This window comes from Anabaena sp. WFMT, from assembly GCF_051781005.1.
Lineage (GTDB): Bacteria > Cyanobacteriota > Cyanobacteriia > Cyanobacteriales > Nostocaceae > Anabaena.
Genome location: NZ_JBPWOA010000032.1, coordinates 77,137 through 92,766, shown reverse-complemented (window position 1 = coordinate 92,766; position 15,630 = coordinate 77,137). Strand labels below are relative to the sequence as shown.

Sequence of the window (15,630 nt, the reverse complement as noted above, 5' to 3'; positions counted from 1 at the left end):
ATTGCAAATATGAGCAATCAGATAATAACAGAACTAAAGTATAGATATCGCAGTTTATAGCGAATAAAAAAGGAGTTTCAATATTATGGCTATCTCCAGAATACTTGCTAGTATGGCTCAGTTTATCTCTGAAGCAGCAATGCGGATTTTTTCTCCTAATGATGATGCCTATCCTGTGATTGGTTTCCAACCTTTTACAGGTGATCCTTATAAAAAAGGGAGAGCAGAATCTTGGTAGGTAAAGACTTAGTAATAATTAAGATTTTTAGAAGCAATAAAAATAAAGGCGTGAGAAAAAATCCCACGCCTTTTTATTGTTAAAGATAATTGGTGTTTACCCATTACCCATTACCGATTAACCATTACCTACTAAGATTCTCAAAAATAGCTTTGTTTTGTAACCAGTCTTTACCTATCTGGATACTGATATCTGAGCCGATATTACCAGTGCTTTCTACTCGGACTTCACCAAATCCTAAGGTATTACGAATTGATTCGGCACTGTCACTATCTCCTTGTTGAGCGACAATGTGAGTAATTTCTAGAGGTTCACCCCAAGGTTTAGAGATGAAGACATTACGATAACCCGCTTTTTCCAATCCTTTAATTAAGGGGCTGATTTGAGAGTAATCGCCACCTGTACTATCTTGAATTGCGATGCGTAAACGTGCTGGTTCAGTTATTTGTGATTCGAGGGATGTAGATTCTAAACCGAAGTTTTGAACCATGACTTTGGTAATAGCAGTTTTATTTGGCAACCAATAACTAGCTTCATACTCACTTCTTTCACTAAAACGACCAGGCAACATTAACATTTGCATATTAGAACGATTAGTCCGTGAGCCAAAACCAACTAATGCAACTAATTCTTCAATTGTTAAATTAGTATCGATATTATCTTTAACTACATTAAGAATTTGGGGTAATTGGGTGAGTGTAGTGGGGTTGAGAGTTTGTTCAATTAAGGCACGTAATACCATCTGCTGGCGCTGAATTCGGCCAATATCTCCTAGTTCATCATGACGAAAACGGAGTAATTGTAATGCTTGATTACCGTCAAGATGTTGTTTACCTGCTTTTAAATTAATATATAAATGCTGGGAATCATCCTGATATTTCATATCCTTGGGAACATAAACTGTTACCCCACCCAAGGCATCAATCAGTTTGCCAACGCCTAAAACGTTAATGCGGACATAACGATCAATTCCCACTCCACCCAAGAGATTGCTGACGGTTTTAGCAGTTAAAGCTGGACCACCATCAACGTTAGCAGCGTTAATTTTTTTCACGCCATACCCTTCAACTTCTGTGCGGGTATCTCTGGGAACGGAAAGCATGACTATTTTTTTGCTCTCTGGATCAAATTTGAGCAAAAGCATAACATCAGCAAGACCATCAAAGGAATTTACTTGGGGCAGATACCTGAGTTCTTTGGTTTCACTAGGTGGGTTTTGGACATCTGGGGGTAGTACGCTCATACCCATAACGAGAATATTGACAGGGCGAGTTAATTGAGAAAATTGGAATCCATCACCGGAAATGCGATCGCCATCAAACACCGCAGCTTCCTTGGCACTCAACTGGGCTTGCTGCAATGGTGTACTCTCCCAAGAAACCGCCAACAATGCCCCTGCCATACCTGACACCAATGCAATTCCACCCATACCCACAGCAAACCATAGCCACCGCCCAGATTTGGACTTACGATAGTTTTTGGCTCTGGATTTGGCTTTGGCTGATTTTTTATCTTCTGCTGATGTTCTTTGACTAGTCACAGATTCCCTCACACTGACTGATAAAATACCGTAAATTTGCCGACTCAATATATGTAAATAAATCAGACTATGACAGATAAATCTTAATTAATAGTGCTGACTTTTTTCCTCAGGTAGATACTACAAGACCTATACCCGGATTTCTATTTATTTGTTGCTAATCCGGAGATGTTTCTGGAAGTATGGCAATAATAAACCACATTTGACCATATGCCTTGTTAGATTAACTGTCAAGAGCAGTAATTTTCGTAAAAACCATGACTAGCTAATCACTTAAAAAAATTCAAAATCTAGTAGAGTATGGCAAAAATAACTATCCAGTGAAAAAAGTTTAAAAGCTGATTCAGTTTCTTTCTGGCCTCGTTGTACTAGTACTTACGCAGTATTCGCTGGGACAAACTGCTCAATCCTGGTAATCGGTAAGACTTACCTTGAATGATACGCAAAATTAACCAAATACTCAGCAAAAAATAACCTGATGTGAAAAAACTGTTAAGAATCAAAAAACGTAGTGTCAAAAAATCAGAAGTTCCTGCCCCAGTTGTGAAAAATAAGTACCCTAACATCCATGTGAAACCCAAAGTAATGGACAGACGACTAACGGCTAGTTGTTCCCGGTTGCCCTGACGGTGATAGAGAGTCCAGAGGGAGGGGAAAAATCCCAGCACTGGAATCAAATATAGAAGCAGTAATCTTTTCGAGGCAACCTTCTCGTCAGGCGTTGGGTAATTGTCAATTGGTGGTAGATTGTCCATTGTGGTTGGTCTAATCATAAACTAGAGGAATAAGCGGGTTGGCGTTAAAAATTGTCGTTGGGATAAGGCAGGGAGCAGGGAGCAGGGAGCAGGGGGAAAAAGGGTTTTAGCCTTGTTTACTTTTCTTTACACAGTTTGGTGTTATTCTGCCCACCTACTTAAATAAGACTCATTTAGTTAGAGATAATAGTCTGTAAAGAAGAATTTACCTTAGTTCTATACCCAATCATCTGAAAATGCAGACACGCAAGCTACTTGACTGGTGGCAAAAATTTACACCAATAGCTCGAATCGGGGCGATCGCACTATTCGCTCCCCTATTAGTTCTCAATGGTTGGGCTATATTGGCAATTTTCAATTACTTCCACTCTTTGATAGCTATTTTAGTTGGAGCCTCTGTTTTGGCATTTCTGCTCAACTACCCGGTGAGTTGGATGGAACGCCACGGCGCGAGACGAGAACAAGTTGCTATCTTAGTATTTTTATTAGCTTTATCCATTTTATTGGCGCTGGGTGTCACCCTCTTTCCTCTAGCACTCGCCCAAGCCCAACAGCTGGTAGCCCGCTTACCAGAGTTGATTGACTCCGGGCGATCGCAGTTAATGATTTTAAACGAAAAAGCCGAGACTATGGGCTTACCAATTAATCTCGATGCGATCGTCGTGCAAATTAACGATCGCGTCAAGGGACAATTGCAAGCGATCGCTGGGCAAGTTTTAAATCTAGCCGTAGTCACCTTTACCAGCCTGCTAGACATCCTGCTGACAATGGTTTTGACCTTTTATCTATTGCAGCATGGCGGTGAACTCTGGCAAAGCTTAGTAGAATGGCTACCTGCTAAATTTCGTGACCCTTTTTCCCGAACAGTACGTCTGAGCTTTCAAAACTTTTTTATCACCCAGTTAATTTTATCCACCTGTATGGCTTCGGCCCTCATTCCCACCTTTTTGTGGTTAAAAGTACCTTATGGGTTGTTATTTGGCTTAACTATTGGCATCATGGCTCTCATTCCCTTTGGTGGTTCTGTGGGCATCGCTATGACAACCTTATTAGTATGCCTCCAAGATTTTTGGATGGGTACAAGAGTCTTATTAGCCGCAGTCATAGTCCAGCAAATTCTCGAAAATATCATTGCACCCCGGATTTTAGGCAGTTTTACAGGTTTAAATCCGGTTTGGATTCTCATCTCTGTATTGACTGGAGCGAGAATTGGCGGGCTTTTGGGCGTAATTGTAGCGGTTCCCTGTGCTGTTGTCATCAAAACAGTGATTAGCGCCGTCCGTCCTCCGATCATTATTCATAATGATACAGAAAACTCCTCTCCTGGGGAAATAGTTGCACCCATAACATCAGAAGAATCTGCAAAAGCTGAACCTACAAATTCTCTCAGTATTTCTGATAGTGTAGCTTGGCATAAACCATAGAAACTCTACCCTAGTGCCAGCAGGTAGAAAACAACAGACAGGAGAATTTTAGATTGTTCAATTCAAAATCTAAAATTTAAAATTGCAACTTCAAAATTGAAAGGCAGGAGGCAGAAACAAAAAACATCAGAAGAAATTTTTGTCTTTGTTAAATTGAGACTCTGTATCAGCTAGACGAGATTTAGTGATGAAATTGTTATTACTATCGACTTGAGAATAGCCTAATACACTCAACAGTACAACACTGGCTGCTGCTAAAACGTAGCGTCTACCCAAATTAACCGCGTAACGTCTTTGTAAAAAATTTTCCTGTACAGCATTAAACTTCTGTCCGTTCATCTGCTACCTCATTTATTTTTTCAGCTGTCAATCAAGTTAGACGCTCCTGATATGTCAGATTTTCACTATCGCATTTACTAGCAGATCACCAGCTGATGGTTACAGTTTTAGTAACGGATATTCAGGAAGTATAAGTACTTGGACACAATTCAATACTGCTCGGTTAAGAACCTAAAATTTATAAATTGGTTGCTGTATGTAAAGAAAAGTAAAAATGTTGAAAACCTGGCGATCGCTTTACTCCACTTCGTTACATATGGCTATAGCTTGCGTGACGACGAGGGATACGCAATGACATAGTTGTAAATTTTCTCAACCACCTACTTATGGGGACACAATTAAATTCTTTAGTGGAGTTAGGGAACAGAGAACAAAAACATCTGGTAAAATTAATGATAATTCTTGCTTAGGAGAGCTTTAGATCACCTTATTTAAATAATCAAAATTAGTAAAAGTACGTAGTTAATCCATAAATATTTTTGGGAAACCTAGTCTATATAGTAAATGAATATATTCCTATATTTTTATGACAATTTCTATCTTTTTTGCAGATGCTAGATGTAGCTTCTTTCTACAAAGGAGTATGGTAAATCAAGCAGTTCACTATGCTGAACAATTCCCGGTTGCCATCAAACAGTCTACAAAAGCATTGACAATCCATATCTGCGACGGGCAAAGCTTACGCCTCGAAATCCTCAACCTAGTTTGCACTCAAGCCGCTATTTTTCTAGAAAATGCACAGCTGCAACTGCGACAAAGTGAAAAAATGTCATTGCGAAACTTAGTAGTAGGCGTGACACATGAAAATCATAGCCCAGTTGGTTTGAATACGGTCAATTTGCAAACTGTTCTCAATGAGGTGTTTCATGTCCACAGTTAGCCTTAAGAAAATTCTTCACAAAAAAGAGTTATTGTCTCTCCTTCAGGACTTAGTAAACCAGTTGAATATTGCCATTGATATTGAACTGGTAGACGGCACTAAACTGATGAGCATCGGGGAGCAAATTGCGAACAACAGATATCCAATCGAGGTGTCAGGAGAAATAATCGGTTGGGTTGTTGGGGGAAAACAGGCAACCCTAGTGGTGGCTTTACTCTCGGTTCTGGCAAAACAAGAAGCAGACAAGAAAGAACTCGCTAAAGAATTGCTGGAAAGATACCAGGAAATTGATTTGTTTGAGGATATCTCAACTCAACTCACCACAAGTTTGGATACACAACAGATTGCCCAACTTGTACTTCAGGAAATGAGTCAATTGATTGAATCATCTGCGGGGATGATCCTGCTGCTCAATTCAGATGCAACTGCATTTGAAATTATTGCCGAATTTGGAGTGTTTTTTGTTCATAGTCGGCCGAAACCGGGTCAGGGAATTATTGGCCATGTTGTGCAATCCGGTCGGGCAGAACTCATCAATGATGTGCAAGCTGATCCGCGATTAGGAGGGCAGAACAACAACATGAATTCTTTGATTTGTGTACCATTGAGAGCCAAGGCGCGGGTACTGGGAGCGATCGCTATTGGCACAATCAAACCCGACGCATACAAAGCAGAACACCTCAAACTAGTGAGTATCTTTGCCTCACAAAGTGCGATCGCCATTGAAAAAGCTTTACTTTACCAGCAAAGTTGTCAAGCGGCTGTTGAAGCAAAAGCCCAAACAGAAAAGCTTCAGCAAACTCTACGTGAGTTGCAAATGGCACAAACCAGGTTGATCCAAAGCGAAAAAATGTCAAGTTTAGGACAACTTGTGGCTGGAGTTGCCCACGAAATCAATAACCCACTAAACTTCATTTGCGGCAATTTAAGATATGTTGCCGAATACGCCAAAAACTTGTTAAGTTTGCTACAAGACTATCAGCAATTTTTACCTGTTGCTCCTTTAGATTTGCAATCAGAGTTAGAAACTATAGATTTAGAATTTATTATCCAGGATCTACCAAAACTGCTGGATTCGATGAAGTTGGGTACTGATCGCATTGTGGAAATTGTCCAATCTCTGAAAAATTTCTCCCGCCATGACGAAGCCCAAATGAAAACCGTCAACATCCATGATGGTATTGATGGCACACTGATGATTCTTCGCCATCGTCTCAAAGCAGCTATTTGCAGTTCGGAAATTGAAATCGTTAAAGACTATGCAAAACTTCCCCTGATTGAATGCTACCCCGGACAGTTAAATCAGGTGTTTATGAACATCCTGTCTAATGCGATTGATGCCCTGGAGGCAGAAATGGAGAATGGAGCAATACGTACTACTCCTCAAATCACGATTCTGACAGAAGTCCTCGACCAGCAGTGGGTGGTAATTCGCATTGCCGATAACGGACTGGGTATGAAAGAAGAGGTATTGCACCGAATGTACGACCCCTTCTTCACTACAAAAGAAGTAGGCAAAGGAACAGGGTTAGGCATGGCCATCAGCCACCAAATTGTTGTGGAGAGACACCGAGGAATTCTCAAGTGTCGTTCTCAACCGGGTGAAGGGACAGAATTCTGGATTCAGATTCCAGTGAATTGTGCAGTGAGAGCCAGTGTTCAAGAGCATGAAGTCTCTATTTCCGCATCAGATCCGAAAATAGAGACTTCACTACCTATTACTAACGAATTATCCCCCACTCCTGATGCAGAAGGATTCTTTTCTTCAACAACTCCAATACTCAAACCAACGGATTTACTTATACGTCATGCTCAATTGATCCGGCGACTTTTACAGCAAAAAACAGATGTTAGCACTTCATCACCTGAGCAAATTTATCAAATGTTCCAACAGTACCCAATTTCATTAAAGCTTTATGCCACCTTGTTGACTTACCTCCCTACTCCTAACCCTACTCATATTGACCAATAAATAAATCTCAATATCGAATCGAGTTCACGTTTTCACAACAACACCTATAGAAATCTCTTATGTTAAGAAACTCTCAATTCCTCAAAATCGCTCATCCAGGAATTCTCAAGCAATTCCTGATCACCTTTTTACCGTTGTCTGTCCTGCTTGGGGGTGTGCTGCGAATTATTCACCAAGCAGAAAGTAAAGCTGAATGGGTTGCAATCTCCATCAACGAAACCCGTAACGTTGACTTGCAAGCGAAAACGGCTGCCAGTGACTTCAATTTGGTCAAGTCTGACTTGATGTTTCTGGCTACTCAGAATGAGCTACAGTCAATGCTCAACCAAGCTGTAAGTCCAACTGAAATACTGGAATTGAAACAAGCGATCGCTAAAGAGTATCTTGCCATTTCTCAGCACAAGCAACTCTACGACCAGATTCGTTTTCTGGACGTAACTGGTAAAGAAGTTGTCAGAGTCAACTTTAACAAAGGTCAGTCCAGTGTTGTCCCTGAAGAAAAACTGCAAGTCCAGGCAAAACGTTACTACTTTAAAGACACTATTCCCCTCAAATCAGGAGAGGTCTTTATTTCACCGCTGGATCTCAATATTGAGCGAGGCCAGATTGAACAACCACTTAAGCCGATGATCCGGTTTGGCACACCTGTATTTGATGCCCAGGGGCAGAAACGAGGAGTTGTTGTGCTTAACTATCTGGGTGAAAAGTTCATCTACAACTTGAAAAAAGAAAACTCGACAACTTTAGGTGAAACGTTGCTACTCAATGCTGATGGTTATTGGCTAAAGGGTTCAAAGCCAGAAAATGAGTGGGGCTTCATGTACGAAGACCGTAAAGACCAGACTTTTGCCAAAGCTTACCCTCATATCTGGCAGCAAATCAGCACCCAGGAGTCAGGACAATTACAAACAACTGATGGGTTATTCACCTTTAAAACCCTGTATCCGCTACTGGCAGTGCAGGGGGCTAAATCTAGTACAGGGGCGACCCGTGCTTTCGATTCCAGTCAAGGCAAGGTGGATGCCAAATCTTACCGCTGGAAAATATTGACTCATGTTCCTTCTGTTGTGTTGAATGCGCGATCGCAGAGATCCTTTAAGCAACTCCTACTTTTATACATTGTTTTAAGTGGGTTAATCGGGGTAGGAGCATGGTTATTAACCATATCCCGATTACGACGGCAACAGACAGACACAGAACTGCAATCAACATTCGCTGACCTGACCGCTATTATTGACAATCTAGCAGATGGGTTACTTGTAACCAACACTATCGGAGAAATCACACGCTTTAACCCAGCTTTGCTAAAAATGTTCCAACTGGGAGACATTGACCTCAAAGGAAAAGACTGTCGAGCAATTTCTCAAGCTGAAATCGCCAATTTAGTACAACAGACCCGCAAGCAGCCACAAAAAATCTTCACCGCTGAGGTGGATCTAGCAGAAGGCAAGATCGGTCAAGCTCTAGCCACTACAATTTTCAAAAAAGCATCTGGGAATGAGGATGCGGTGTGGCTAGGCTCAGTCATCCTCATTCGGGATGTAACAGCGGAAAAAGAAATAGACAAAATGAAAACCGACTTCATCTCCACAGTTTCCCACGAACTCAGGACACCACTAACATCAGTCCTCGGTTTTGCCTCCATCATCAAAGAAAAGCTAGAAACCAATGTCTTTCCCATGCTGTCAACCGAAGACCGCAAACTACAAAAAACCATCAAACGAGTCAGCGACAACCTCAACATCATCGTCTCCGAAGCAGAAAGACTCACATCATTGATAAACGATGTCTTAGACATCGCCAAAATGGAAGCAGGGAAAGTGGAATGGCAAATGCAGCCCCTAGACCCCAGCGAATTACTCGATTGGGCAACCAAGTCCACAGCCGGGTTATTTGAAACCAATGGACTAAAATTAGTCAGCGAAATTGAACCAGGACTACCACAAATCATAGGCGATCGCAATCGACTACTCCAAGTCCTCATCAACCTGATTTCCAATGCCGTGAAATTCACCGCATCAGGTGCTGTCACCTGCCGTGTCAAACAAGAGCCGGAAGGTGTTTGCATCAGTATTATTGACACAGGCGTTGGCATCACCCCAGAAGACCAGCCGAAAGTCTTCGAGAAATTCCGCCAAGTTGGTGACACCCTCACCGATAAACCCAAAGGCACAGGGTTAGGACTACCAATCTGCAAACAAATCATCGACCATCACGGCGGCAGAATTTGGGTAGAAAGTGAACTCAACAAAGGCAGCACATTCTCGTTTATTGTTCCCACCCATACCAGCCAACAACAAGCTAGTTCCAGTCTGAATTTAGATACTCTTGTCAAACAACTTAAAGATCATGTCATTACCAAAAATACTGTCCAAAACGAAAACCGTAAAACCATTCTGGTCGTTGATGATGATCTCAACATTCGAGAATTACTCCGTCAACAACTCGAAAATGAAGGTTACAATGTCCGGGAAGCTAAAGACGGTGTCGATGCAATTCATCAGATTAAAACATCCCGTCCTGATCTGATTCTCCTCGATGTGATGATGCCTCAAATCAATGGTTTTGATGTGGCAGCCGTTCTCAAAAATGACCCTCAGACCGCAGATATTCCGATTATCATGTTGTCTATTATTGAAGACAAGGAACGTGGCTATCACATCGGTATTGATCGCTATCTGACTAAACCTATCAATACAGAGAAACTTCTAGGCGAAATTGGCTCTCTGCTCTCCCAAGGTACTTCTAGTAAAAAGGTATTGGTTGTTGATAAAAATGCTTCGACTTTAAAGACTATATCTGATGTTCTCCAAACTCAGGGATACAGTGTGATTGAAGCTTCTAACCCTCAAGAATGTATTCGTAAAGCTCGGTCTGCTAAACCTGATATGATCATTATTGATTCTATTTTCTCTCAAGAAGCCGATTTGGTCAAAGCTCTACGCTTTGAAAAGGAGCTAGAAAATGTGGTCTTTATTATGCTCTCTGATCGGTAATGTGAGAAGGCCAGATAATGAAATATTAAATTTCATATTACACACTTCACATTTTCCTCTTGTAAATCTAAAATCTAAATTTCCAGCAATTGTATATATTCACCAACTGGATGCTTCCACCACAGTGGAGTTTAGAGCCTATTTATAAAATAAATATTAAGTAGGGCTTGCTGATAGTGTGGCGTAAGCCATTTGAAGAAGAATTCAGAATTCAGAAGTCAGAATAAATCAGTGGCGGGTCTGAATCCCCGACTGATTTGAAGCCACTGAAACTCTTTTCAGTGGGGTTTTTAAACCCTTTCTCCCTTTGGTTGCAGCTGACGTTAGGGGTCAGTTTCCCTCCTGCCTTCGATAAATCAATTTCATAGATGTTTAGAGTAATAAAACAAATGAACAACCATTTATCAAAACTCAAAAAAATAAGCATTTTCCCAGACAAATTTAATTTAAAAGTTGTCAATAAGAAGAGTTTATTGGCTACTTTTCTCCTATTTCTTGGTTTACTTGGAATTACAGCTTTCTGGTTTAAATCCAGATATGATTTTGATGATCAAATGATAGTTAAACTCAAAGAATTTTCTAATGCGGAATATCCAGCGAATCCTGCTCCATTAGGCAAAAATTTTCAAAGATATTCTCAACGAAAATTAACAATTATCAAAAAAGATGAAAATAACTTTGATTTTGTATTAGAGCCAACCAATGAAAAAACAGCAAAGATAGTTATCAAAAATGTTGATTTAAATTTATTAGTTCCTAAAGCACCAGAATGGGTGAAAAAAGATCAAGGTTTAGAAGTAATTGCCTTTACAGACCGGGAGTGGAACAGACAGCAAATTAGCTTTCCTGCAAATTCTAAAAATATAGAAATTACTGGAGGAGATGGTTTTGAAAAGCAAAATATTGTAGAAATTGCTTTGGCTAATAATTGCTTAAATGCAGGATTTTGGGAAATTCTGATTTTTAATAAAGAGGATGATAATAAAACACTTTATTATCAAAGTTGGTTTACCTTCCCAATGGGACATTATAAAAATGTCTTTGAAAAGAATAATAATATGTCTTATTGGAAGCATTGGTGGAAATTAGAACACTGGCAAGATCCTAGCGGTACAGTCATAAATGCTAATTTACTGAGAAATGTGGTCGATGAAAAAGAAATCGTTGCCCAATTCCCAATGGATGAAAAGATCATTGCATCTGGAGAGCAAAGTCGGAAAATAAGGACTACACTAGCAACCAACTTAAGGACTTGGAGCGATATCTATAGCGGAGATAATAAAATTGAGTTTGCAAGTTTTCGACCACCAGGATATTATGATTCAAATAAGCCTTGGAAAAATGAATATTGGAGAATAGGTAAATTTGAAAAAGCTGTTTTAAGAAATATTAAACCTGTTGGTGTTCAAGAAAATTTACAGGAAATAGAGTTGATACTAGGAGATAAAAAAACCGGGGAAAAAAATAAATTACTCATCAGTGGTATCAACCTCCAAAATCTACCTACACTATCTGTTAAAGACTATCCAAAAGGCTTGTATATGCCAATGGGAATTGGTATACCTCCTTTTTATCAAAGCTACGAAGATTTAACAAAGTTTCATCCAGATAAAAGCCCTTATTTCAGTGTTCTACTAGATTCAAAAGATAAATGGATAGATCATCATCGTCTAGCACTGGACGGTGTCGTAATGCATAAAGATCAGGAAAATCCAAATCTTGTACATCTTTATTTCCTCTCCTATGAAAGGAATACTTTAATTGCTCATTTCTTTCTCTATTTGAAATAAACTTAATGACTTATACCAATTTTATGTGAGGTTGCACAGAATAATCATCATCCGTAGATAAATACGGTCAATTATTCTTAAAATGTAAGGAGTCAGGAGTCAGGAGTCAGGAGTCAGGAGGAACAAAGAAGGAAGAAGGAAATTTCTCCCCCTGACTGTTAAGAGTTCCCTGCTATATCAAACATTTTGTATCCTGAATGCTTACCTTAAAATCTTAATGATATGCAACTTCATCTTAATTTGGTATTACCCGATGATGTGATATCAGGCGTGCAGCCAAAATCTAAAATTGCTATGGAAAATCTTTATCATGTCTAGGCAAATTGATGAATAATATAATTAATCACCAGCTATTTGAACAATGTCCGATTGGTCTTATACTCAGTCGAACAGATGGAACGCTAATTAATATCAATTCCGCTTATGCTGAAATTTTGGGGCGGACTATTCCCGAAACTCTGAATCTCAGCTACTGGCAAATCACTCCTGAAAATTATGCCGCTACCGAGCGAGCAATGCTAGAGAACTTAGAGCAAACTGGTCGATATGGACCTTATGAAAAAGAATATATCCATAAAGATGGGCATCTAGTTCCGGTCAGGATTTCTGGAATGATGATTGAGAAGGATGGCGATCGCTTAATCTGGTCTAGTGTAGAAAACTTAAGTAGCCTCCAACGCGCCCAGCAAGAACGCCAATATGCCGAAAAAATTCTCAAACAAAGCGAAGCAAGATACCGATCCTTAGTGACAGCTACCACACAAATTGTTTGGGTATCGACATCTGAAGGAATTTGCTTTGAACTAGCAAGCTGGATAGCCTATACAGGTCAAAGTTTGGCTGAAGCTGAGAATGGGGGATGGATTAATGCCGTTCATCCTGACGATCGCGATCGCACAGGTCAAATCTGGAGTCTAGCTGTAGCAAACCGCAGTCTCTATGAAGTTGAATATCGAATTCTTAGCAAAGACGGCTTTTACCGCCACTTCTTTGTTTGTGGTGCGCCCGTCCTAGCAGAAGACGGCAGCATCCGAGAATGGATTGGCACCTGCACCGATATTCATGATCGCAAGTTGGCAGAACAAACTCTACAACAAAGCGAAGAACGGTTTCGCTCTCTGGTAACTGCCAGCTCACAAATTGTCTGGGTGAGTACTCCTGAAGGACTGGCAGTGAGCCGTGAAATGCTTACTTGGATAGCGTACACGGGTCAGAGTGAAGCCGAAGTTCAAGACTGGGGCTGGATTAATGCCGTTCACCCTGATGATCGCGATCGCACAGGTCAAATCTGGAGTCTAGCTGTAGCAAACCGCAGTCTCTATGAAGTTGAATACCGAATTCGTGACAAAGATGGCTCATATCGCCACTTTTTTGTTTGTGGTGCGCCCGTTTTAGGAGACGATGGCAACATCCGAGAATGGATTGGCACCTGCACCGATATTCATGATCGCAAGTTGGCAGAAGCCGAAAATCAACGTCTCTTAGATATGTTAAATCATTCCAGCGATGCCGTAATAGTCCGCGACTTTGCTGACAACATCACCCACTGGAGTCAAGGTGCAGAACGGCTCTATGGCTGGAGTAGTAAGGAAGTGAAAAACCAAATTACCAGTCACAACCTGCTACAGACAATCTTTCCCAAATCCCTAGACGAAATCCATGCAGAGTGTTGGCAACAAGGTATCTGGGAAGGAGAATTGCAACACACAACCCGCGATGGTGTACCTATTATTGTTCAGAGTCGTTGGACGGTGCAACGAGATTTATCTGGTCAACCATGCGCCACCCTAGAAATCAATACCGATATTACTGCTCGCAAACAAGCAGAAATCGCTATACGGCAACTAAATCAAGAACTGGAAGCCAGAGTTATAGAAAGGACAGCCGCCCTGCAAAATACCCTAGCAGAAGCACAGGGTTTAAATGCTATTTTGGATAACTTAGCGGATGGTTTATTGGTGGTAGATACCACCGGACTTATTACTCACTTTAATCCTGCCTTTTTAGCCATGTATGGATTGCCAGCCACCGCCATCAATGGACATTACCAGGAACTGCCGATATCCGGTTTAGCAGAACTAGTGGAACGAACTCAAGCCTATCCTGGAGAGGTATTTGCAGCCGAAGTTGCACTGGATAGGGAACGCATTGGGCAGGCAGTAGCAACCGCAGTCTTCAAAAGAACAGTAGCCAATGAACCCACTGTTTGCTTTGGTTCTGCATTGCTAATACGGGATGTAACAGCGGAAAAAGAAATAGACAAAATGAAAACCGACTTCATCTCCACAGTGTCCCACGAACTCAGGACACCACTAACATCAGTCCTCGGTTTTGCCTCCATCATCAAAGAAAAGCTAGAAACCAATGTCTTCCCCATGCTGTCAACCGAAGACCGCAAACTACAAAAAACCATCAAACGAGTCAGCGACAACCTCAACATCATCGTCTCCGAAGCAGAAAGACTCACATCATTGATAAACGATGTCTTAGACATCGCCAAAATGGAAGCAGGGAAAGTGGAATGGCAAATGCAGCCCCTAGACCCCAGCGAATTACTCGATTGGGCAACCAAGTCCACAGCCGGGTTATTTGAAACCAATGGACTGAAATTAGTCAGCGAAATTGAACCAGGATTACCACAAATAATAGGCGATCGCAATCGACTACTCCAAGTCCTCATCAACCTGATTTCCAATGCCGTTAAATTCACCGCATCAGGTGCTGTCACCTGCCGTGTCAAACAAGAGCCGGAAGGTGTTTGCATCAGTATTATTGACACAGGCGTTGGCATCACCCCAGAAGACCAGCCGAAAGTCTTCGAGAAATTCCGCCAAGTTGGTGACACCCTCACCGATAAACCCAAAGGCACAGGGTTAGGACTACCAATCTGCAAACAAATCATCGACCATCACGGCGGCAGAATTTGGGTAGAAAGTGAACTCAACAAAGGCAGCACATTCTCGTTTATTGTTCCCACCCATACCAGCCAACAACAAGCTAGTTCCAGTCTGAATTTAGATACTCTTGTCAAACAACTTAAAGATCATGTCATTACCAAAAATACTGTCCAAAACGAAAACCGTAAAACCATTCTGGTCGTTGATGATGATCTCAACATTCGAGAATTACTCCGTCAACAACTCGAAAATGAAGGTTACAATGTCCGGGAAGCTAAAGACGGTGTCGATGCAATTCATCAGATTAAAACATCCCGTCCTGATCTGATTCTCCTTGATGTGATGATGCCTCAAATCAATGGCTTTGATGTGGCAGCCGTTCTCAAAAATGATCCTCAAACCGCAGATATTCCGATTATCATGTTGTCTATTATTGAAGACAAGGAACGTGGCTATCACATCGGTATTGATCGCTATCTGACTAAACCTATCAATACAGAGAAACTTCTAGGCGAAATTGGCTCTCTGCTCTCCCAAGGTACTTCTAGTAAAAAGGTATTGGTTGTTGATAAAAATGCTTCGACTTTAAAAACTATATCTGATGTTCTCCAAACTCAGGGATACAGTGTGATTGAAGCTTCTAATCCTCAAGAATGTATTCGTAAAGCTCGGTCTGCTAAACCTGATATGATCATCATTGATTCTATCTTCTCTCAAGAAGCCGATTTGGTCAAAGCTCTACGCTTTGAAAAGGAGCTAGAAAATGTGGTCTTTATTATGCTCTCTGATCGGTAATATT

At 41.0% G+C, this 15,630-nt stretch carries 10 protein-coding genes; 7 read left to right on the top strand and 3 right to left on the bottom strand.

What is annotated here, in order from left to right:
• Positions 1–85 precede the first annotated feature (85 nt).
• Complete coding sequence (locus ACSQ6I_RS20560; RefSeq protein ID WP_438892150.1) at positions 86–238, top strand: nicotinate phosphoribosyltransferase; 153 nt, start codon at positions 86–88, stop codon at positions 236–238.
• A 124-nt stretch (positions 239–362) separates the two neighbouring features.
• Here ACSQ6I_RS20560 and ACSQ6I_RS20555 read toward each other — a convergent pair whose 3' ends face one another.
• Complete coding sequence (locus ACSQ6I_RS20555; protein ID WP_438892149.1) at positions 363–1,778, bottom strand: LCP family protein; 1,416 nt, start codon at positions 1,776–1,778, stop codon at positions 363–365.
• Positions 1,779–2,146: 368 nt separating this feature from the next.
• Positions 2,147–2,533 carry a hypothetical protein gene (locus tag ACSQ6I_RS20550; protein ID WP_438892326.1) on the bottom strand — a complete coding sequence of 129 codons (387 nt, stop codon included), beginning with the start codon at positions 2,531–2,533 and terminating at the stop codon, positions 2,147–2,149.
• A 236-nt stretch (positions 2,534–2,769) separates the two neighbouring features.
• Here ACSQ6I_RS20550 and ACSQ6I_RS20545 point away from each other — a divergent pair, with 236 nt between their 5' ends.
• On the top strand, positions 2,770–3,957 hold the full coding sequence (locus tag ACSQ6I_RS20545; protein ID WP_438892147.1) for an AI-2E family transporter: 1,188 nt from the start codon (positions 2,770–2,772) through the stop codon (positions 3,955–3,957).
• A 126-nt stretch (positions 3,958–4,083) separates the two neighbouring features.
• Here ACSQ6I_RS20545 and ACSQ6I_RS20540 read toward each other — a convergent pair whose 3' ends face one another.
• Positions 4,084–4,296, bottom strand: coding sequence for a proteinase inhibitor I4 serpin (locus ACSQ6I_RS20540; protein ID WP_438892146.1), 213 nt, complete (start codon positions 4,294–4,296; stop codon positions 4,084–4,086).
• 526 nt (positions 4,297–4,822) lie between these two features.
• Here ACSQ6I_RS20540 and ACSQ6I_RS20535 point away from each other — a divergent pair.
• From ACSQ6I_RS20535 to ACSQ6I_RS20515, 5 genes are all read left to right on the top strand, one after another.
• Positions 4,823–5,176, top strand: a complete 354-nt coding sequence (locus tag ACSQ6I_RS20535; protein ID WP_438892145.1) for a hypothetical protein — start codon at positions 4,823–4,825, stop codon at positions 5,174–5,176.
• Positions 5,163–7,148: an ATP-binding protein gene (locus ACSQ6I_RS20530; protein WP_438892144.1), complete on the top strand. Its 1,986-nt coding sequence runs from the start codon at positions 5,163–5,165 to the stop codon at positions 7,146–7,148. Before ACSQ6I_RS20535 ends, ACSQ6I_RS20530 begins: the two co-directional genes overlap by 14 nt.
• Positions 7,149–7,207: 59 nt before the next feature.
• On the top strand, positions 7,208–10,144 hold the full coding sequence (locus ACSQ6I_RS20525) for a response regulator (protein WP_438892143.1): 2,937 nt from the start codon (positions 7,208–7,210) through the stop codon (positions 10,142–10,144).
• A gap of 389 nt (positions 10,145–10,533) precedes the next feature.
• Entirely contained in the window at positions 10,534–11,934 is a 1,401-nt protein-coding gene (locus ACSQ6I_RS20520) for a hypothetical protein (RefSeq protein WP_438892142.1), read from the top strand.
• Positions 11,935–12,260: 326 nt separating this feature from the next.
• Positions 12,261–15,626 carry a PAS domain S-box protein gene (locus tag ACSQ6I_RS20515; protein WP_438892141.1) on the top strand — a complete coding sequence of 1,122 codons (3,366 nt, stop codon included), beginning with the start codon at positions 12,261–12,263 and terminating at the stop codon, positions 15,624–15,626.
• Positions 15,627–15,630: the final 4 nt, after the last annotated feature.

What these genes read in the sequence shown, in the direction of transcription:
- ACSQ6I_RS20560 (WP_438892150.1), top strand. Translation starts at nt 86, where the DNA reads ATGGCTATCTCCAGAATACTTGCTAGTATGGCTCAGTTTATCTCTGAA.
- ACSQ6I_RS20550 (WP_438892326.1), bottom strand. Translation starts at nt 2,533, where the DNA reads ATGGACAATCTACCACCAATTGACAATTACCCAACGCCTGACGAGAAG.
- ACSQ6I_RS20545 (WP_438892147.1), top strand. Translation starts at nt 2,770, where the DNA reads ATGCAGACACGCAAGCTACTTGACTGGTGGCAAAAATTTACACCAATA.
- ACSQ6I_RS20540 (WP_438892146.1), bottom strand. Translation starts at nt 4,296, where the DNA reads ATGAACGGACAGAAGTTTAATGCTGTACAGGAAAATTTTTTACAAAGA.
- ACSQ6I_RS20535 (WP_438892145.1), top strand. Translation starts at nt 4,823, where the DNA reads ATGACAATTTCTATCTTTTTTGCAGATGCTAGATGTAGCTTCTTTCTA.
- ACSQ6I_RS20530 (WP_438892144.1), top strand. Translation starts at nt 5,163, where the DNA reads ATGTCCACAGTTAGCCTTAAGAAAATTCTTCACAAAAAAGAGTTATTG.
- ACSQ6I_RS20525 (WP_438892143.1), top strand. Translation starts at nt 7,208, where the DNA reads ATGTTAAGAAACTCTCAATTCCTCAAAATCGCTCATCCAGGAATTCTC.
- ACSQ6I_RS20520 (WP_438892142.1), top strand. Translation starts at nt 10,534, where the DNA reads ATGAACAACCATTTATCAAAACTCAAAAAAATAAGCATTTTCCCAGAC.
- ACSQ6I_RS20515 (WP_438892141.1), top strand. Translation starts at nt 12,261, where the DNA reads ATGAATAATATAATTAATCACCAGCTATTTGAACAATGTCCGATTGGT.